Raw genomic sequence first — 19,384 nt, forward strand, 5'->3', positions numbered from 1 at the left:
TTCCTCTTCAAGGACGGCCTCACATCTCGAAGGACTCGTGGTGGATCCGGCGGGACGGCACTCCTGCCTCGCGCAGTGCCTGGTACGACTCCTCGGCGAGACCGGGCGGCCCGCAGAGATAGACGTCGTGCGCGTCGATGTCGGGCAGCACTTCCTTCAGCCGCTCGGCGGTGATCTCGGGCCGTGCCCCGTCCGGACCGTTCACCGCGTACATCAGCTGTGCGTCCCGGCGCTCGGCGATCTGCTGCAACTCGTCCCAGAGCGCCAGGTCCTGCCTATTGCTGGCCCGGTAGAGCAGCGTCAGGTCGCCGGGGCCGCCGGGCAGCGTCTCGAACAGTGCCCGCAGCGGGGTGATTCCGGCGCCGCCCGCGATCAGCAGCACCTTGTTGCGGCTCCGGCGGCCGGCGGTCATGGCGCCGTACGGGCCCTCCGCCCAGACCCGCGTCCCCGGCTCCAGCCGGGAGAGGGCCGTGCTGTGCTTGCCGACCGCCTTGACGGTGATACGCATCAGATTGGGGCGGGGCGGGGCGGAGAGCGAGTACGGATTGGCGCTCCAGCGCAGCCCTTTGGTGAGGAACCGCCAGCGGAAGAACTGGCCCGCCTCGGCGCCGAGCCGGTGCAGCCGTCGCCCGGTGATCAGCACGGAGACCACACCCGGTGCCTCGTCCACGGTCGACTCGACCCGCATCCGGTGCCAGAGATTGAGCCGCACGGGGGAGAGGACGCGGTACCAGAGCAACAGTGCGCCGACCGCTCCGTACAGCACGTACCAGACGGTGCGCACCGTCGGGTTCGCCACGAACTCGGCACCCGTCGCCAGCTGGTGCCAGAACGTCAGATACACCGCGACATAGGTGAGAAGGTGCAGGTAGTACCACGTCTCGTACGCCATCCGCCGGCGTACCGCCCCGGCCGAGACGAAGCCGATGAGCAGCAGGAGCCCGGTCCCGATCGCCGCCTTGATCATTTCGGGGAAGTCGACGACGACGGTGACGGTCTGCTCCACGAGGCCGGTACGGGCCTGGACGGCGTACCCCCAGACGGTCAGCACGACATGCGTGACGATCAGACTGATGGCGTAGCGGCCGCTCATCGCGTGCCAGCGGGTCACCCGGTCGGAACCCACCCGCCGTTCCAGAGCCGGGACGCGTGCCATCAGCAGCACCACCAGCGCGATCATGTATCCGCCCAGCAGACCGGTGATCCTGCCGGCACCGATCAGCCACTCGGCGGTGGTCATGTGCACCACCGCCGTGTTCTGCCACCACAGGGACAGCACGGCCACCGCCCCTGCCCAGGCGACGGCCAGCAGCGCCACCGCCGGGTCACGCCGGGGGCGGATCGCCCGCATGGTCTGGCGTCTTGCGGCCCGACCGCTCTGCAACATCGCCACGACTGCTCCTCGGCTGTACCACTTTCGCGTACGGGGATACGCATGGGAGGCGCGTGGAGTTCAATGCGAAGGGCGCTTGTGCAATCTGTGAGTCGCCGGCCCGGTCAGTAAAGCGTGATACGGCTCAGGGTGTCGGCGGCAGCGGAAGCGGCAGCCCCGGTAGCCCGTCGATGCTGCTGGAGATGTGCTCCTTCTTGTGGAAGTAGCTGTCGAGACTCTCGTCGTCCTCGCGCTCGAACCGCCTGGCGTGCAGATCCCGGTCCTCGTCGTACGTCATGAAGGGCACTGCGTATCCGCAGGTGTCGCGGACGAGTTCGGCTGTCACCACGATGATCGCGCGCAGCCCGTGCCTGCTCGGATCGATGTCGGGGAAGCGGGCGAGGAGTTCCTTGAAGCGCGGGTCGTCACGGAAGACGGGCTCACCGCGGCCGTGCACGCGCACGATGTTCGGCGGACCCTGGAAGGCGCACCACATCAGGGTGATGCGGCCGTTCTCCCGGAGGTGGGCGATGGTCTCGGCGTTGCTGCCGGCGAAGTCGAGGTAGGCGACGGTCCGCTCGTCGAGGACCGCGAAGGAGCCGGTGAGGCCCTTGGGGGACAGGTTGATCGTGCCGTCACCGCCGAGTGGTGCGGTGGCGGTGAAGAACATCTGCTGCTCTTCGATGAAGGTGCGCAGTCGGCCGTCTATCCGCTCATAGATCTTTCCCATGCCATGGATTATTGGTGATCGGGGACGTCCGCCGCGTTCGATTTCACCCGGTGATACCCAACTCCCGCCGCAGCCGTGCCAGTACGTAGTCGCTGAACAGATGCGTGCAGCGGTCCAGGAGCGCGGCCACCTCGGCGTCGCCGCGCGGCACTCCGGCCGGCGGCACCACCCACAGCGGGATCGCCGGACCGGCCAGCGCCTTCAGCCTGGGGTCCTGGTCGGTCAGCAGTTGCACTGCCGCCCGGAGTTGGGCGACGCCGCCCTGCGCGCGCAGCAGCCGGAAGACCGCCTTTCTGGTGTGGACGGGGCGGTCCGCGGTGAGCCGCAGCGTCAGCCACGCCTCGGGCAGCCGGTCCGCGGACGGGAGGAGGGCGGTGGTGACCTCCCGGGCCACAGAAGGTGAGGGGTCGTCCAGCAGCGGCAGCAGCAGTTCGGCGTCGGCCCGGTCGAGCACACGCAGACCGGCGACCGCACCGGCGCGGACCTCCCCGGACGGGTGACCGAGCAGCGGCACCAGCAGTACGGCGTCCGTACGCGAGCCGCACTCGGCCAGCCCCAGCGGCGCGGCGGGCGCAGGTCCCGGTCGGAGGGGTCGGCGCACAGCGCACGGTAGAGCGGCAGCGGATCGGTGCCGTGCTGCCGAAGCAACCAGCGCGCACAGGCGCGTACCAGACCGGATCGGTCGGAGAAGAAGGGCTGGGCCTGCGCCGGACAACCGGCCCGGCGCAGCGCGGTGACCCCCGCGGAGCGCACCCGTGGCTGGCGGGAGCCCAGCAGCGGGCCCAGCACCTCGTCGTACGCACTGTCGCGCACGGTGGCGATGGGCAGCAGCTCGGGGATGTCCGCTCCCCGGTCGATCACGGCTTCGCGGATCCGGCCGCCGAGGTGGCACAGCGCGAGGACGAGCTCGTTCTCGCTGAGCGGAGGATGGCCCCGGCGTATCACCTTCAGCCCCTCGTTCCGGTCCCACGCGATGCGTCGGCCGTCGATCCGGGCGCGGGAGGGAAGGAGGGCCGGTTGCGGCTGTGCCCGCTCGCGTATGCCGATGTCGAGGGCTGTCCAGGCGGCGGCGTCGGCCGTGTCGATGGCCGGTCGTGTGTGCGAAGCGCCGATCGTAGGCGCGGTGCATGGCCCGGCGCCGCCGAATACGTGCGCGCCCACAGAGCACATTGACAAAACATACGGAGGTCTGCATAGTTATACCCATCAGCGACTGCACCGTAAGGAGAAACCAGTGACCGAGCGCGTCGTACTCGCCTACTCGGGCGGTCTGGACACCTCCGTCGCCATCGGCTGGATCGCCGAGGAGACGGGCGCCGAGGTCATCGCCGTTGCCGTGGACGTCGGCCAGGGCGGCGAGGACCTGGACGTCATCCGCAAGCGCGCGCTCGCCTGCGGTGCCGTCGAGGCCGAGGTGGCGGACGCCAAGGACGAGTTCGCCGACGAGTACTGCCTTCCGGCGATCAAGGCCAACGCCCTTTACATGGACCGCTACCCGCTGGTCTCCGCCCTCTCCCGGCCGACGATCGTCAAGCACCTCGTCGCCGCCGCCAAGAAGCACAACGCGGGCATCGTCGCCCACGGCTGCACCGGCAAGGGAAACGACCAGGTCCGCTTCGAGGCCGGTATCTCCGCGCTCGGCCCGGACCTGAAGTGCATCGCCCCGGTCCGTGACTACGCGATGACCCGGGACAAGGCGATCGCCTTCTGCGAGGAGAAGCAGCTCCCGATCGCGACCACCAAGAAGTCGCCGTACTCCATCGACCAGAACGTCTTCGGGCGGGCCGTCGAGACCGGCTTCCTGGAGGACATCTGGAACGCGCCGATCGAGGACATCTACGAGTACACCTCGAACCCGGCGGAGCCGCGCGAGGCAGACGAGGTCGTCATCTCCTTCAAGGAGGGTGTCCCGGTCGCCATCGACGGCAAGCCCGTCACCGTCCTGCAGGCGATCCAGCAGCTCAACGAGCGGGCCGGCGGGCAGGGTATCGGCCGGATCGACATGGTCGAGGACCGTCTTGTCGGCATCAAGTCCCGTGAGGTGTACGAGGCGCCCGGCGCGATCGCGCTGATCACCGCGCACCAGGAGCTGGAGAACGTCACGGTCGAGCGGGAGCTCGCCCGGTACAAGCGGCAGGTCGAGCAGCGCTGGGGCGAGCTGGTCTACGACGGCCTGTGGTTCTCGCCGCTGAAGCGTGCCCTGGACGGCTTCATCAACGAGGCCAACCAGCACGTCACCGGCGACATCCGGATGACCCTGCACGGCGGCCGCGCCATCGTCACCGGCCGGAAGTCCGAGGAGTCGCTGTACGACTTCAACCTCGCCACGTACGACTCGGGCGACACGTTCGACCAGTCGAAGGCGCAGGGCTTCATCGAACTCTTCGGCCTGTCGTCGAAGATCGCCGCCAAGCGGGACCTGATCTGAGCAGTAGCGTGATCTCCGCCTCCTCACCCCCGGGGTGGGGAGGCGGTCGTACATCCACAGCCTTGAGGAGCACAGCAGTGAGCAGCAACAGCGGTGACGTCCGGCTCTGGGGCGGCCGTTTCGCCGACGGTCCCGCCGAGGCGCTGGCCAAGCTGTCCGCGTCCGTCCACTTCGACTGGCGGCTCGCGCCGTACGACATCGCGGGGTCCCGCGCTCACGCGCGCGTGCTGCACAAGGCGGGGCTGCTCACCGAGGACGAGCTGGCCCGGATGCTCGCCGGGCTCGACCGGCTCGAAGCGGATGTGGCGGACGGCTCTTTCGTCGGCACGATCGCCGACGAGGACGTGCACACGGCGCTGGAGCGCGGCCTGCTGGAGCGGCTGGGCCCCGACCTCGGCGGCAAGCTGCGGGCCGGGCGCTCGCGGAACGATCAGGTCGCGACGCTCTTCCGGATGTTTCTGCGGGACCACGCGCGGATCATCGGCGGCCTGATCGCCGATCTCCAGGACGCGCTGGTGGGTCTGGCCGAGGCGCACCCCGATGTGGCGATGCCGGGCCGCACGCATCTCCAGCACGCGCAGCCGGTGCTCTTCGCGCACCATGTGCTGGCCCATGTCCAGTCGCTGTCCAGGGACGCGGAGCGGCTTCGCCAGTGGGACGAGCGCACGGCGGTCTCCCCGTACGGCTCGGGCGCTCTGGCGGGATCCTCCCTCGGCCTTGACCCGGAGGCGGTGGCCAAGGACCTCGGCTTCGAGCACGGCAGCGCCGGGAACTCCATCGACGGCACGGCGTCGCGTGACTTCGTGGCGGAGTTCGCCTTCATCACCGCGATGATCGGGGTGAACCTCTCCCGGATCGCGGAGGAGGTCATCATCTGGAACACGAAGGAGTTCTCCTTCGTGACCCTGCACGACGCCTTCTCGACGGGTTCGTCGATCATGCCGCAGAAGAAGAACCCGGACATCGCGGAACTGGCACGCGGCAAGTCGGGCCGCCTGATCGGCAACCTCACCGGGCTGCTCGCCACCCTGAAGGCGCTGCCCCTCGCGTACAACCGCGACCTCCAGGAGGACAAGGAGCCGGTCTTCGACTCCTGTGACCAGCTGGAGGTCCTGCTCCCGGCGTTCACCGGCATGATGGCGACCCTCACGGTCAACCGGGAGCGGATGGAGGAGCTGGCCCCGGCCGGCTTCTCTCTCGCCACCGACATCGCCGAGTGGCTGGTCAGACAGGGCGTGCCGTTCCGGGTGGCGCACGAGGTCGCGGGCGAGTGCGTGAAGGAGTGCGAGGCGCAGGGGATCGAACTGGACCAACTGACGGATGCTCAGTTTGTCAAAATTTCTCCGCATCTGACGCCAGATGTCCGCAAGGTTCTCAATGTGCCCGGTGCGCTCGCCTCGCGCAGCGGCCGTGGGGGCACGGCGCCCTCCGCCGTGGCCGTCCAACTCGCCGAAGTGAAGGCCGATCTGGCCGCACAGCGGGCGTGGGCGGACGCCAAGCGCTGATCTTCGTACGCGAGTCGCAGCCATACCGGCCAGGGCATACGTCCTGGCCGGTGTGACATTTGCCGACGGCGCGAGTCTTGACGTGTCAGTAACTTGGAAGCAAATATTCCGTATCCCGGTCGGCATTGCCGAACGCTTCCGCGTCGACCGGTGCACGGAAAGGCCCCCACGTCATGCGTCTACGCACCATCATCCGCCCGCTGGTCTCCGCCGCCGCGGTGGCGGTTCTCGGCGCCGCGGGACTCGCCGCATCCGGATCCGCCTCGGCCGCGGACACTGCCGTCGCCCCGCCCGGTGCGAATGACTGGACCTGCAAGCCGGACGCGGCCCATCCGCAGCCGGTCATCCTGGTCAACGGCACTTTCAAGACGATGGCGGAGAACTGGGCCACGCTCTCGCCGAAGCTGGCTGCCGAGGGCTACTGCGTCTTCGCGTTCGACTACGGGGAAGCGGCCACCGCCCCGATCCCCGACTCGGCGGCACAGTTGCGCGACTTCGCCGACACCGTGCGCAGCCGCACGGGCGCCAAGAAGGTCGACATCGTCGGCCACAGCCAGGGCGGCATGATGCCGCGCTACTACGTGAAGTTCCTCGGTGGTGCGACAAAGGTCGACGATCTGGTCGGCATCGTGCCGTCCAACCACGGCACCAGCAACCCGCTGGCGCTCGCAGCCGGTGCCACCGTCTGCCCGGCCTGTGCGGACCAGACTGCGGGCTCCCCGCTGCTGACGAAGCTCAACGCCGACCCCGAGGCTCCGGCCGGCCCCGACTACACCCAGATCGCGACTCGGTACGACGAGGTCGTGGTGCCGTACACCAGCGCGTATCTCACGGGCTCTGACCGGTACGTCACCAACGTGCTGCTCCAGGACGCCTGTCCGGTCAACACCTCGGAGCACGACCAGGCCCCCAAGGATGCGGTCGTCGCCCAGTGGGTGCTCAATGCCCTGGGACGGTCCGGCCCCGCCGACCCGGGGCTCCGGCCCGACTGTCTGCCCGTCGGCTGACCTTCAGCCGCCTGACCGGAAGAGGTTTATCTCCGGTCAGGCGGCTTTCGGCATTCCTGCACGAACGCTGTCGTGAGACAGTCAAGCCCCGGATGAGACAGAGATGTCTCATCTGGGGTATAGTCGTCTCATGCCTGTCGACCGGACACACGTGCTGCACGAAGCCGCCGCCCTGCTCGCCCGTAAGTCCACCGCCACCATGGACGAGGTCGCCAGGGCCGCAGGCATCGGGCGGGCCACCCTTCATCGGCACTTCGCCGGGCGGGACGCCCTCGTCAAAGCCCTGGAAGCGCTCGGTATCCAGGAGTTCGAGGCCGCGCTCGACCGGGCGCGGCTCGAGGAGGGCGGGGCCGGTGACGGGCTGCGGCGGCTCATCGCCGAGATGGAGCCCGTGGCCGATCTGCTGGCCTTTCTCGTCACCGAGAACCAGCTCTTCGAGGGTGAGCAGGTCAACGAGGGCTGGGCCAGGCTCGATGCCCGGGTGTCTGCGCTCTTCCGGCGTGGCCAGGAACAGGGCGAGTTCCGGATCGACCTGACGCCCGCATGGCTGACCGAGGCTCTCTACGGCCTCATCGGCAGCTGCGCCTGGGCCGTCATGGACGGCCGGGTCGCCAAGAACGACTTCCAGTACATGATCGCCGAGCTGCTGCTCGGCGGAGCACGACGGAGTGTGGAGAAATGAGCAGCACCCTCCAGCGCACGAGCGGGACGGACGAAACCGTATACCGCCCCGGGCGCTGGCTCGCGCTCGCGGTACTCGTCCTGGCCGTCCTCCTGGTGGCCGTCGACGCCACCGTCCTCGGCCTCGCCACCCCCTTCCTCAGCGAGGACCTCAAGCCCTCGGGTACCCAGCTGCTGTGGATCGGTGACGTCTACTCATTCGTCATCGCGGGTCTGCTCGTCTCCATGGGCAGCCTCGGCGACCGCATCGGCCGCAAGAAGCTGCTGCTGCTCGGGTCTGTCGCGTTCGGCGCGGTCTCTGTCCTGAACGCGTACGCCACCAGCCCCGAGATGATGATTCTGGCCAGGGCGCTGCTCGGCGTCGCCGGCGCGACTCTGATGCCGTCCACCCTCGCGCTGATCCGCAACATCTTCCACGACCCCAAGGAGCGCAGCCTCGCGATCGGCATCTGGGGTGCGATGGCCTCGGCGGGCGCGGCCGTCGGGCCGGTCGTCGGCGGCTTCCTGCTGGAGCACTTCTGGTGGGGCTCGGTCTTCCTGATCAACCTGCCCGTCATGGCCGTCCTGGTGCTCGTCGGCGTCAAGCTGCTGCCGGAGTCGAAGAACCCGGTGGCCGGCCCCTGGGACCTGATCAGCGTCGTACTGTCCCTCGTCGGCATGGTCGGTGTGGTCTACGCCGTCAAGGAGGCGGCGACACACGGCGCGAGCTGGGAGGCCGGCGGCGCGGCGGCGATAGGCCTCGGTGCACTGTACGGCTTCGTACGCAGGCAGTTGACGCTGCCGACACCGCTTCTCGACATGCGGCTGTTCCGGCACCGCGGCTTCTCCGCCGCCGTTCTCGCCGATCTGCTCACCATCCTCGGCCTGTCCGGCCTGGTCTTCTTCCTCTCCCAGTTCCTGCAACTGGTCCAGGGCCGGGAGCCGTTGGAGGCGGGCCTTGCCGAACTGCCCGCCGCGATCGGCGCGGTGGCCACCGGTCTGATCGCGGGCACCGTCGCCCGCCGGTTCTCCGTACGGTCCGTGGTGGCCGGCGGTCTCGCCGCCGTCGGACTCGCCCTCGCCGTGCTGACCCTGCTCGACCAGTCCACCGGCTATCCACTGCTCGGCGCGGCCCTGCTGGTCGTCGGTGTCGGCGCCGGGTTCTCCTTCACCGTCACCGCGGACGTCATTCTGTCGAGCGTTCCGAAGGAGCAGGCGGGCGCCGCGTCCGCTGTCTCGGAGACGGCGTACGAACTGGGCGCGGCACTCGGTATCGCGCTGCTCGGCTCCATCGTCACCGGCGTGTACCGCGGGTTCACGGCCCCGGCGGGTGTCCCGGCCGGTACGGCGTCGGCGGCCCACGAGTCGCTCGGCGGCGCGGTCGAGGCGGCGACGACGCTGCCGCGCCGGCAGGCCGCCGATCTGATGGCCGCCGCGCAGGAGGCGTTCACGGACGGCCTGCGCCTCGCGTCCGGCATCGGCGCGGCGGTACTCCTGGCCACCGCGGTGGCGGCGTGGTTCCTGCTGCGCGGTCAGCAACTCGAGGACGGCCTCGAACACCCGTAAGGCCGAAAGTCCTCGCACCGCGAGGGCGGGCCCCGACCGGGGCCCGCCCTTCACGCCGACAACGCCCCCGCGGCGGTCAGGCCGCCTTTGCCTTGGTCGCGTACATGTCCACGTACTCCTGCCCCGACAGCTCCATGACCTCCGCCATCACCGAGTCCGTCACCGCCCGCAGCACATAGCGGTCGCGGTCCATCCCCTCGTAGCGCGAGAACTCCATCGGCTCGCCGAAGCGGACCGTCACCCGGCCCGGCCGCGGCAGTCCCGCCCCGCCCGGCTGGAGCTTGTCCGTGCCGATCACCGCGAACGGGACCACCGGCGCGCCGGTCATCAGCGTCAGCCGGGCGATGCCCGTACGGCCACGGTAGAGCCGGCCGTCGGGGGAGCGGGTGCCTTCCGGGTAGATGCCGAAGATCTTGCCCTCCTCCAGCACCCGGCGGCCCGTCATCAGCGCGGCCACACCGCCGTTGGCGCCGTCGCGGTCGACCGGGATCATGCCGCAGCCGGTGAAGAACCAGGCCATCAGCCGGCCCTTGAAGCCCTTGCCCGTGACGTACTCGTCCTTGCCGATGAAGTAGACCGGACGGGCGCACACCAGCGGCATGATCATGGAGTCGATGAACGTCAGGTGGTTTCCGGCGAGGATGACTGGACCGGTCCCGGGAATGTTCTCGGCACCTTCCACGCGGGGGCGGAACATCAGGCGCAGGATCGGGCCGAGCACTGCCTTGATGAGCGACAAGCGGGACAACGGGTCCTCCGGTGTCATGGACGGTGTCGTGGGGGCGGACGGTGGCGGCAGGCTAAGTCTCTGCAGGTGAGGACGATACTCGTGGGTCAACCTGATCGCACATCGGGTTCACGGAGCGGATACGCAGTGTTGACGTGAGTTTTCGCTGAGTTCGCCCAGGGTCTGCCGTAGGTAAGGCGTTGCCGCCTAGCATCGGGCGTCGCTGGACAGGTGCGGGACATCACACGCGGGACAGACGGAGGAAAGTCGATGACACAGGGTGCTGACACAAGTCCGGGTCGCCGGACGGTACTAGGAGCGGCGGTGCTCGGCACGGCAGCTCTCGGCATCGGCGGCGCCACCGCGGCGCGCGCGGAGGCCGGCGAGCGCCAGGGCGGCCATGGATCCTCGTACCGGGATCTGCCCCGTCCGACCGTCATCGCCCACCGCGGCGCCAGCGGCTACCGGCCCGAGCACACCATCGGCTCCTACCAGCTGGCCCTCGACATGGGCGCGCACGTCATCGAGCAGGACCTGGTGCCCACCAAGGACGGCCATCTCGTATGCCGTCACGAGAACGACATCACGGGTACCACGGATGTCGCCGCGCACCCGGAGTTCGCCTCCCGCAAGACCACCAAGGCCGTCGACGGCGTCAGCCTCACGGGCTGGTTCACCGAGGACTTCACACTCGCCGAGCTGAAGACGCTGCGCGCCAAGGAGCGGATACCCGGCACCCGTCAGGAGAACACCCTCTACGACGGCCGCTGGGCCGTGCCCACCTTCGAGGAGGTGCTGCGCTGGGCGGAGGAGGAGGGCCGCCGGCGCGGCCGTCCCGTCTGGCTCCATGTCGAGACCAAGCACCCCACGTACTTCCGCAAGCTCGGTCTCGGTCTTGAGGAGCGGCTGGCCAAGCTGCTGCGCCGGTACGGACGCGACCGCCACGACTCCCCGGTCTTCCTCCAGTCGTTCGAGCCGAGCAGCATGGAGCGGATGGCCAAGCTCGTCTCCTCGCCGCGTGTCGTCCTGCTCTGGACCGCGGACGACCGCCCATGGGACTTCCGTGAGGCCGGTGACCCGCGCACGGTCGCCGATCTGGTCAAGCCCGAGGGCCTGAAGTGGATCGCGGGCTTCGCCCAGGGCATCGGGCCCGTCCTCGACCTGATCATCCCCAAGGACGCGAGCGGCAAGCTCGGTACGCCGACGACGCTGGTACGGGACGCCCACGCCAAGGGCCTGATCCTGCACCCGTACACGATGCGCAATGAGAACGCCTTCCTGCCCGCCGACTTCCGGCGCGGCACCGACCCGAACGCGTACGGCGACGTCTTCGGCGCGTTCAAGGTCTACTTCGAGACCGGCATCGACGGCATCTTCACCGACAACGCCGACACCGGGCTGCTCGCCGCCGCAGACTTCCGCGGCTGACGGCTGACGGCTGACGGCTGACGGCTGACGGCTGACGGCTGACGGCGCCCGTCCGTCCGTACGGGTGAGTGTGCTGTCGCGCGGCAACCGCCGCCGCGCGGCAGCACGTCCCGCAGGGCATGACCCTTCGCCACGAAACCGCCGCCCATGTGGTCAGCGCGCTGCGCTCGCTGGTGAGCGCCGAGGCGAGGGCGGAGGCGCCGGCGGCCGCGATGGAGGCCCGTGACCTCGAACAGGCCGTCTGGGTACGGCTCCTCGAGCGGCTCGGCGGGGAGGGTCTGCCGCCGGACGCCGCCCGCTGGGTCAGGTCGGCCGTACGCGCCGAAGCCCGCCGCGCCCGTCGCACAGCCGCCCGGGAACTCCCGTACCGCCATGACCCTTCGGACCCGGCGGGCAGCCCCGAACGGGCCGCGCTGAGATCCGAGCGGCGCCGCGTCATTAGGGCAGCGGTCGCCCGCACCCCGGGGAACTGCCCCCGGCTGCTGACCGCGATGCTGTCCCCCGACGACCCCACCTACCGAGAAATCGCAGGAGAGTTGGGAATCTCACAAGGGAGTCTGGGGCCGATGCGTTCCCGCTGCCTGGGATGCCTGCGCAGAATGCTGACGGCAGAGGTTGCAGCTCCTGAACTCGGGGGAAAGGAGCGGTAGACAACCGGCGGACAGGTGAGCGGGAGGCATGCGCACATGGGCATGAGCGTGACCATCTCAGCGGCAAGAGCACAGGACGCGGAGCACATCTTCAAGCTGCAGTATCTGTGCTACCAGACCGAGGCCGAGCTCTACGGCGACTACGGAATCGAGCCCCTCACCCAGTCACTCGAGGATCTACGGGCCGAAATAGCCCAGGGCCACGCCTTGGTGGCCAGGCTCGGCGACGAGGTGGTCGCCTCCGTGCGCGGCAGGGTCGACGAGGGCGGCACGGCCCGGATCGCCAAGCTGATCGTGCATCCGCGGATGCAGCGCCATGGCCTGGGCGGGCGGCTGCTCGACGCGATCGAGGAGCGCTTCGCGGGGGAGCCGGGCGCCAAGCGCTTCCAGCTCTTCACCGGGCACCGCAGCGAGAGCAATCTGCGGCTGTACCGCAGCCGCGGCTATGTGCCGGTGGCCAGCGAGCAGGTCGGCCCGAAACTCACACTGGTCACGCTGGAGAAGGAGGCGTCGGCGCGGGCATACGTCGCCAGCGCCTAGGCGCCCTGGCCCTGCCGGGACCTGCGCAGCCAGAGCATTCCGGTGACCGGCAGCAGCACCGGGATGAAGATGTAGCCCATCCCGTACCCCGACCAGACCGTCGAGTCGGGGAAGGCGGACGGCTCGACAACCGTCCAGGTCCCGACGATCAGTACGCCCGCGAGCTCGGCGGCGCAGCACACCAGCGCCGCCCTGCGGGCCGTCTCCCCGCCGCGTACGAGGGTGTAGGTGATGAACGCGTACACCACGGCCGCCACAGCGGAGAGTGTGTGGGCCAGCGGCGCCGAGCCGTAGTCGGTGAGGATCTGGTAGACCGAGCGGGAGACGGCGCCGACGGACATCACTCCGTACAGCCAGACCAGCAGGAGTCCGGGTCCCTGCACCAGCTTGGTCCGGTGCTTGTGGTCCTGCTCCTCGGTGGCGGACTCGGCCATCGTCAGCCTCCCCAGATGTCGTAGAGCCGCACTTCGAGCACGGCGAGAACCACGGCGCCCGCAGCGACCGTTGCCGACCCCCAGCGGGTCCGCTCGGCCAGGGAGAGAAAGCCGGCCGCCGGGACCGCCGCGAACGAGCCGATCAGATACGCGATGAAGATCGCGGTGCCTTCGTGAGCCTTCTCACCGCGCGCCAGCTGCACGATCCCGACCACCAGCTGCGCAAGCGCCAGCACCGACACCACGGCCATGCCGATGAAGTGCCAGTCCTTGGTGGGATGGTCGCGGTAGGCGGCGAAGCCGCACCAGGCGGCGAGGGCGAGCGCGGTCACGGCGACCGCGACCGTCAGGGCGTCAAGCATGGCCCCGAGCGTATTACGGGCCAAAAGGCCTGATGCGCGCGGCCCCGTGCGGGGCCCGTAGGGTCGACGACCATGAAGATCCACGCCGAAGCGCTGCTGTTCGACAACGACGGAACCCTCATCTCCTCGCTGGAGTCCGTCCACCGCTGCTGGACCAGGTGGGCGCAGGAGTACGGAATCGCGGCGGAGGACTTCGCCCGTGTCGAGCTGCACGGCCGCCCCGCCGCCGAGATAGCCGCCGATCTGCTGCCCGCGGACGTGGTGCCCGAGGCGGTGGCCCGTATCGAACAGCTCGAGGTCGAGGACGTGCCCGGGGGAGTCGTCCTGCTTCCGGGCACCGCCGAACTGCTGGCGCAGCTGCCCGCCGACCGCTGGGCCGTGGTTACTTCCGCGACCCGGCGGCTGGCCGAGGCCCGGCTCGAAGAGGTCGGCATCCGGCCCAAGAACCTGATCGCCGCCGACGACATCAAGCGCGGCAAGCCCGACCCGGAGCCCTTCCTGCTCGGGGCGCGGACACTCGGCGTGGACCCGGCGCGCTGTGTGGTCTTCGAGGACGCCCCGGCGGGGCTGGCCGCAGGGCACGCCGCGGGCATGCGAACCGTGGCCTTGGCCACAACGCACGAGCCGTCCGAGCTGCTCGCCGATGTGGTCGTCCATGACCTCTCGGCCGTGTCCGTGCAGGTCACGGGCGCGGGAGTGGAGATCGTCACGGCCGGCTGAGCCTGTCCACATGGCGCGTCAGGACTGTCCGTTATTCGGACAGTCCTGATTGCTCCGTACTCCTGTCTGTTTTACTTGCCGCCATGACCACGATGAGCAGCCGCACCCTTGCGACCGAGGCGATCACGACGCCCGGTGCTCGTTGTATGTGTCGAATGTGCGCCTTCTGAGGGCCCCTGCCTGAGCCTCGCGCCCCGAAGCGAGACCCGACAGCCGAGCCGAATCCGATGCACCGCCAGGACCGCATCGGACCGAGCCTGCCCCGAGCACGTTGCCCACCGGCCACCAGCCGAGTCAGCCGTGCCGCGCCCGACTGTCCGAACCTGAATGCCCCGTGCCCGGCGGACACCCCGCCGTGCACTCGACAGTGACGGAAACCCCCTGTGATCACCACTACGGGCCTTACCAAGGTCTATGAGTCGCGAGGCCGCCAGGTCACCGCCCTGGACGGTGTCGACCTGCACGTCCGTGAGGGCGAGGTCTTCGGAGTCATCGGCCAGAGCGGCGCCGGAAAGTCCTCGCTCATCCGCTGCGTCAATCTGCTGGAGCGCCCGACCTCCGGCACCGTGACCGTGGCCGGCCAGGACCTCACCGCGCTGGCCGGCCGTGGCCGGCGCGCCACCAAGGAACTGCGAGAGGCACGCAGCCGCATCGGCATGGTCTTCCAGCACTTCAACCTGCTGTCCTCGCGCACCGTCAAGGACAACGTCGAACTGCCCCTGGAGATCCTCGGGATCCCGGGCGCCGAGCGCTCGCGCAAGGCCCTGGAACTCCTCGACCTGGTGGGCCTCGCCGACAAGGCCAAGGCGTACCCCGGGCAGCTCTCCGGTGGCCAGAAGCAGCGCGTCGGCATCGCCCGGGCGCTCGCCGGCGACCCCAAGGTGCTGCTCTCCGACGAGGCGACCAGCGCCCTGGACCCCGAGACCACCCGCTCGATCCTCCAGCTGCTCCGCGACCTCAACCAGCAGCTCGGACTGACCGTTCTGCTGATCACGCACGAGATGGACGTCGTCAAGACGATCTGCGACTCGGCAGCCCTGATGAAGAAGGGGAAGATCATCGAATCCGGCACGGTGAGCGAACTGCTCGCGACCCCCGGCTCCGAGCTGGCACGGGAGCTGTTCCCGGTGGACGGCGAGGCTTCAGGACCCGAGAGCACGGTCATCGACGTCACCTTCCACGGCGAGGCGGCCACCCAGCCGGTGATCTCCCAGCTCTCGCGTACGTACAACATCGACATCTCGATCCTGGGTGCCGCGATGGACACCGTCGCCGGCAAGCAGATCGGCCGGATGCGCATTGAACTCCCGGGCCGGTACGAGGACAACGTCGTCCCGGTCGGCTTCCTGCGCGAGCAGGGCCTCCAGGTCGATGTCGTCGACGCCGACGCCCCCGCCGAGCCGGTCGCCCTCCCCGCGCAGGGCGGCCCCGCACTGGTCAAGGAAGGTGCCAAGTGACCTGGTCGGAGATGCAGCCGCTGCTGAGCCAGGGCACCGTCGACACCCTCTACATGGTGCTGTGGTCCACCCTCGTCACCGTCGCCGGCGGACTGCCTCTCGGTGTGCTGCTCGTCCTCACCGACAAGGGCGGACTGCTGCAGAACACCCCGGTGAACAAGGTCGTCGGCGTGATCGTGAACATCGGCCGCTCGCTGCCGTTCATCATCCTGCTGATCGCGCTGATCCCCTTCACCACGCTGGTCGTCGGCACCTTCATCGGCCCCACCGCGATGATCGTGCCGCTCGCCGTCGGCGCCATTCCGTTCTTCGCGCGACTCGTCGAGACGGCGATCCGCGAGGTCGACCACGGACTGGTCGAGGCCGTCCAGTCGATGGGCGGCTCCATCCCGACGATCGTCCGCAAGGTGCTGCTGCCGCAGGCCCTGCCCTCGCTCGTCTCCGCCGTCACCACCACCGTGATCGTGCTCGTCGGCTACTCGGCGATGGCCGGCGCGGTCGGCGGCGAGGGGCTCGGATCCAAGGCCGTCACCTACGGATTCCAGCGCTTCGAGACCCAGTTCATGCTCATCACGGTCGTCATCCTGATCGCCCTCGTCACTGCCGTGCAGCTCATCGGTGACGGCGTCGTACGACTCCTGGCGCGCCGGGGCCGTACAGCTTCCTGACCTCATCCCGCACAGCCCGCACTCCTTGTCCGGGCGCCGTTCCGCTCCACCAGAAAGAGGCACTCTTCGTGCGTAAGAACATCAAGCTCACCGTTGCCGCCGCTGCCGCCGCTCTCTCCCTCGGCCTCACCGCCTGCGGCACCGCGTCCGACCCGGCCGCCACGTCCGACTCCGGCGCCAAGGCCGACGAGTCCAAGGCGCTGGTCGTTGCCGCGTCCCCGACGCCGCACGCCGACATCCTCAACTACATCAAGGACAACCTGGCGAAGAAGGCCGGACTGAACCTCGAGGTCAAGGAGTTCACGGACTACGTCCTGCCGAACACCGCCACCGAGAGCGGCCAGGTCGACGCCAACTTCTTCCAGCACAAGCCGTACCTCGACGACTTCAACAAGAAGAACAAGACCCACATCGTCCCGGTCGTCAACGTCCACCTGGAGCCCCTGGGCCTCTACTCCAAGAAGTCCAAGGACATCAAGGAGATCAAGGCCGGCCAGACCATCGCCGTCCCGAACGACACCACCAACGAGGGCCGCGCGCTCAAGCTGCTCGCCGACAATGGCCTGATCACCCTCAAGGACGGCGCCGGCACCGACGCCAAGCTCTCCGACATCAAGGACAGCAAGGGCCTGAAGTTCAAGGAGCTGGAGGCCGCCACGCTGCCCCGCGCCCTGAACGACGTCGACGCCGCGGTCATCAACGGCAACTACGCCATCGAGGCCGACCTCAAGCCCGCCCAGGACTCCCTGGCGCTGGAGAAGGCCGACGGCAACCCGTACGCCAACTTCCTCGCCGTCAAGGAGGGCAACGAGAAGGACGCCCGCGTGGAGAAGCTCGCGAAGCTCCTCAACTCCCCCGAGGTGAAGAAGTTCATCGACGACAAGTACGCCGGCTCCATCGTCGCGGCCTTCGGCGCCGTCAAGTAGCGCTCGCCGCAAGGCCCTTGAACGAGGCCCCGCGCACCGCGTTCCGGTGCGCGGGGCCTCGTCGAGGGCCCACCCGGCCATGCACATCCCCCACCCGATGCTGCATGCTGTGCCTTTACGGCTACGACCCTTACGACGGTCTTCGGCTTGGAGCTGCGCATGACTACCACCTTCCCGGACGTGTCCATCAGCACGGAGCGGTTGGTGCTGCGCCCCTTCGAAGAAGCCGACATCCCGGCGCACACCGAGATGATGAACGACGAACAGGTGACCGCCTGGACCTCGGTGCCGCACCCGTACACCGCCGCCCACGCCGGGGAATGGGTCCGCAGGATCGCTCCTGCAGAGCGCTCCGAAGGCCGTGGAATCGTTCTGGCCGTCACTGAGTTCCTCACCCAGCGGCTCGTCGGCACCGTCCATCTGCAGAACACCAACTGGCGCACGCTCGCCACCGAGGTCGCGTATGTCACCGCCCCCTGGGCGCGCGGCGAGGGCTACGCCACCGAATCGGTGCTGGCCGTGGCCCAGTGGCTGTTCCGCGACCAGAGGTTCGAGCGCCTGGAACTGCGTACGGCCGCCGACAACACCGCCTCCCAGCAGGTCGCGCAGAAGATCGGCTGCATCAGCGAGGGCGTGCTGCGTAACGCCTGGATAGCGCGTACGCAGACGGAGGACGGCGGCTGGGCCGACATCCGCACCGATCTCATCGTCTGGAGCCTGCTGCCCGAGGACCTCGAGGGCGTCGCCGACCAGATGGCGGACGCGGGCTACGCCTCCTTCACCGACTGGAACTGACGGCAGCCGGTCAGGCCCGACCACCGCCGAGCCAGGTACTCTCACCCTGCCTGCACCCGTGCGGGGCCCGACCTGCGACGACACCAAGGGACTGACAACGATGGCCGACCGGGTCACGGTGATCGGCTGGGACGGATCGCCGCTCACCGCTGCGGCCAGGTCCGCCCTTTCCGCCGCCACCCTGGTGGCAGGAGCGGCCCACCACCTGGCCCTCCCCGAGGTGCCCAAGGGCGCCGAGCGCATCCGGCTCGGCAGCGTCGACCTCGCCGCCCGGCGGATCGCGAGCCACCGTGGCAGCGCCGTCGTCCTCGCCGACGGCGACCCCGGCTTCTTCGGCGTCGTACGCACCCTGCGCGCCCCGGAGCACGGCCTGGAGGTCGAGGTCGTGCCCGCCGTCTCGTCCGTCGCCACCGCCTTCGCCAGGGCGGCGATGCCGTGGGACGACGCCCAGATCGTCGTCGCCCACCGCCGTACGCTGCGCCGCGCCGTCAATGTGTGCCGGGCGCACCCCAAAGTCGCCGTCCTCACCTCCCCGGGCGCCGGCCCCGCCGAGCTCGCCCTGCTTCTTGAAGGCGTGCACCGGACCTTCGTCATCTGCGAGGAACTCGGCACCGACCGTGAGCAGGTCACCGTCATCACCTCCGACAAGGCCGCCGACCATGCCTGGCGCGACCCGAATGTCGTCATCGTCATCGGCGGCGCGGGAACCCCTGCGGTGCCCGGCGGGGGCTGGATCGCGGGCCACGAACCCGGCTACCCGCCGGTGGTGCGCGGCTGGGCGCTGCCCTCCCAGGCGTACGGACAGTCGTACGGAGAAGGCCTCGGCGAGGGTGAGTCGGTGCAGCTGCGCGCCGCCCAACTGGCTCGTCTCGGCCCTCGCATCGGCGACCTGGTGTGGGACATCGGCTCCGGCAGCGGCGCGCTCGCGGCGGAGGCGGCCCGCTTCGGCGCCGCGGTCATCGCAGTCGACGCCGACCCGGCCGCCTGTGCTCGCACCGACGCCACGGCCAGGCACTCGGCAGTCCAGCTCCAGGTCGTCCAGGGCCGGGCGCCGCATGTTCTGGAGCGGCTGCCCGAACCAGATGTCGTACGGATCGGGGGCGGGGGAGTGCCGGTGGTGACCGCCTGCGCCGACCGGCGCCCGCAGCGCATCGTGACCCATGCCTCGACCCGGGACGAGGCAGAGGCGATCGGCGCGGCGCTGGCCGCGGGCGGATACGCGGTGGAGTGCGCACTGCTGCAGTCCGTGGAACTGGACACCGCGGACTGGGCGGAGCGGGAGCGTTCCGTCGTCTTTCTGCTCTCCGGCAGGCGCTTGGACCGCGCCCCCTGACCCTGCCGCCGCGCGGCGCGGGGTAGGCTGGCCGATCGTTGTACCGCACCCGGTCGTTCGTCGCTTCGTTCGTCAA

At 69.4% G+C, this 19,384-nt stretch carries 20 protein-coding genes; 14 read left to right on the forward strand and 6 right to left on the reverse strand.

Annotated elements, in window-relative coordinates:
* Positions 1-19 precede the first annotated feature (19 nt).
* The 3 genes from ACZ3H8_RS22530 to ACZ3H8_RS22540 all read right to left on the reverse strand — a co-directional run bounded on the left by ACZ3H8_RS22530 (position 20) and on the right by ACZ3H8_RS22540 (position 2,703).
* A complete protein-coding gene (locus tag ACZ3H8_RS22530) occupies positions 20-1,387 on the reverse strand; it encodes a ferredoxin reductase family protein (RefSeq protein WP_467404802.1) in 1,368 nt (455 codons plus the stop codon).
* A gap of 130 nt (positions 1,388-1,517) precedes the next feature.
* Entirely contained in the window at positions 1,518-2,102 is a 585-nt protein-coding gene (locus tag ACZ3H8_RS22535; RefSeq protein ID WP_467404480.1) for a pyridoxamine 5'-phosphate oxidase family protein, read from the reverse strand.
* Positions 2,103-2,145: 43 nt separating this feature from the next.
* Entirely contained in the window at positions 2,146-2,703 is a 558-nt protein-coding gene (locus ACZ3H8_RS22540; RefSeq protein WP_467404483.1) for a hypothetical protein, read from the reverse strand.
* 633 nt (positions 2,704-3,336) lie between these two features.
* Here ACZ3H8_RS22540 and ACZ3H8_RS22545 point away from each other — a divergent pair.
* From ACZ3H8_RS22545 to ACZ3H8_RS22565, 5 genes are all read left to right on the forward strand, one after another.
* Entirely contained in the window at positions 3,337-4,530 is a 1,194-nt protein-coding gene (locus tag ACZ3H8_RS22545; RefSeq protein WP_398989692.1) for an argininosuccinate synthase, read from the forward strand.
* A 77-nt stretch (positions 4,531-4,607) separates the two neighbouring features.
* Positions 4,608-6,035, forward strand: coding sequence for an argininosuccinate lyase (argH, locus tag ACZ3H8_RS22550; protein ID WP_398989694.1), 1,428 nt, complete (start codon positions 4,608-4,610; stop codon positions 6,033-6,035).
* Positions 6,036-6,208: 173 nt separating this feature from the next.
* Complete coding sequence (locus ACZ3H8_RS22555) at positions 6,209-7,042, forward strand: alpha/beta fold hydrolase (RefSeq protein ID WP_467404485.1); 834 nt, start codon at positions 6,209-6,211, stop codon at positions 7,040-7,042.
* 130 nt (positions 7,043-7,172) lie between these two features.
* A complete protein-coding gene (locus ACZ3H8_RS22560; protein WP_467404488.1) occupies positions 7,173-7,724 on the forward strand; it encodes a TetR/AcrR family transcriptional regulator in 552 nt (183 codons plus the stop codon).
* Positions 7,721-9,268: an MFS transporter gene (locus ACZ3H8_RS22565; RefSeq protein ID WP_467404490.1), complete on the forward strand. Its 1,548-nt coding sequence runs from the start codon at positions 7,721-7,723 to the stop codon at positions 9,266-9,268. Before ACZ3H8_RS22560 ends, ACZ3H8_RS22565 begins: the two co-directional genes overlap by 4 nt.
* A 76-nt stretch (positions 9,269-9,344) precedes the next feature.
* On the opposite strand, the gene ACZ3H8_RS22570 is transcribed toward ACZ3H8_RS22565, so the two are convergent.
* Positions 9,345-10,034 (reverse strand): lysophospholipid acyltransferase family protein, encoded by a 690-nt coding sequence (locus tag ACZ3H8_RS22570; protein WP_307664577.1) that lies wholly within the window; start codon positions 10,032-10,034, stop codon positions 9,345-9,347.
* A gap of 231 nt (positions 10,035-10,265) precedes the next feature.
* Between ACZ3H8_RS22570 and ACZ3H8_RS22575 the strand changes: the two genes are divergently transcribed.
* The 3 genes from ACZ3H8_RS22575 to ACZ3H8_RS22585 all read left to right on the forward strand — a co-directional run bounded on the left by ACZ3H8_RS22575 (position 10,266) and on the right by ACZ3H8_RS22585 (position 12,613).
* Entirely contained in the window at positions 10,266-11,423 is a 1,158-nt protein-coding gene (locus ACZ3H8_RS22575) for a glycerophosphodiester phosphodiesterase (protein ID WP_467404493.1), read from the forward strand.
* Between the two features lie 119 nt (positions 11,424-11,542).
* Positions 11,543-12,073: a sigma-70 RNA polymerase sigma factor region 4 domain-containing protein gene (locus tag ACZ3H8_RS22580; RefSeq protein ID WP_467404496.1), complete on the forward strand. Its 531-nt coding sequence runs from the start codon at positions 11,543-11,545 to the stop codon at positions 12,071-12,073.
* Positions 12,074-12,109: 36 nt separating this feature from the next.
* The gene (locus ACZ3H8_RS22585) at positions 12,110-12,613 is read left to right on the forward strand and encodes a GNAT family N-acetyltransferase (protein ID WP_307664580.1); all 504 of its coding nucleotides are present in this window, start codon (positions 12,110-12,112) and stop codon (positions 12,611-12,613) included.
* On the opposite strand, the gene ACZ3H8_RS22590 is transcribed toward ACZ3H8_RS22585, so the two are convergent.
* Both ACZ3H8_RS22590 and ACZ3H8_RS22595 read right to left on the reverse strand, forming a co-directional pair.
* Positions 12,610-13,047 (reverse strand): hypothetical protein, encoded by a 438-nt coding sequence (locus ACZ3H8_RS22590; RefSeq protein ID WP_398989708.1) that lies wholly within the window; start codon positions 13,045-13,047, stop codon positions 12,610-12,612. The genes ACZ3H8_RS22585 and ACZ3H8_RS22590 overlap by 4 nt on opposite strands.
* A 2-nt stretch (positions 13,048-13,049) precedes the next feature.
* The gene (locus ACZ3H8_RS22595) at positions 13,050-13,409 is read right to left on the reverse strand and encodes a hypothetical protein (protein ID WP_467404500.1); all 360 of its coding nucleotides are present in this window, start codon (positions 13,407-13,409) and stop codon (positions 13,050-13,052) included.
* Positions 13,410-13,481: 72 nt separating this feature from the next.
* On the opposite strand from ACZ3H8_RS22595, the gene ACZ3H8_RS22600 reads away from it, so the two are divergent.
* The 6 genes from ACZ3H8_RS22600 (at position 13,482) to cbiE (ending at position 19,308) form a co-directional block, all read left to right on the forward strand.
* On the forward strand, positions 13,482-14,129 hold the full coding sequence (locus ACZ3H8_RS22600; RefSeq protein WP_467404502.1) for an HAD-IA family hydrolase: 648 nt from the start codon (positions 13,482-13,484) through the stop codon (positions 14,127-14,129).
* Positions 14,130-14,512: 383 nt separating this feature from the next.
* Positions 14,513-15,586: a methionine ABC transporter ATP-binding protein gene (locus ACZ3H8_RS22605; protein ID WP_467404504.1), complete on the forward strand. Its 1,074-nt coding sequence runs from the start codon at positions 14,513-14,515 to the stop codon at positions 15,584-15,586.
* Entirely contained in the window at positions 15,583-16,254 is a 672-nt protein-coding gene (locus ACZ3H8_RS22610; protein WP_467404506.1) for a methionine ABC transporter permease, read from the forward strand. The genes ACZ3H8_RS22605 and ACZ3H8_RS22610 overlap by 4 nt, the downstream gene beginning before the upstream one ends.
* 68 nt (positions 16,255-16,322) lie before the next feature.
* Positions 16,323-17,180, forward strand: a complete 858-nt coding sequence (locus ACZ3H8_RS22615; RefSeq protein ID WP_467404508.1) for a MetQ/NlpA family ABC transporter substrate-binding protein — start codon at positions 16,323-16,325, stop codon at positions 17,178-17,180.
* A gap of 159 nt (positions 17,181-17,339) precedes the next feature.
* Positions 17,340-17,975 carry a GNAT family N-acetyltransferase gene (locus ACZ3H8_RS22620; protein ID WP_467404511.1) on the forward strand — a complete coding sequence of 212 codons (636 nt, stop codon included), beginning with the start codon at positions 17,340-17,342 and terminating at the stop codon, positions 17,973-17,975.
* A 100-nt stretch (positions 17,976-18,075) separates the two neighbouring features.
* Positions 18,076-19,308 (forward strand): precorrin-6y C5,15-methyltransferase (decarboxylating) subunit CbiE, encoded by a 1,233-nt coding sequence (gene cbiE / locus ACZ3H8_RS22625; protein ID WP_467404805.1) that lies wholly within the window; start codon positions 18,076-18,078, stop codon positions 19,306-19,308.
* Positions 19,309-19,384: the final 76 nt, after the last annotated feature.

The organism is Streptomyces sp. NPDC002868 (assembly GCF_055563295.1).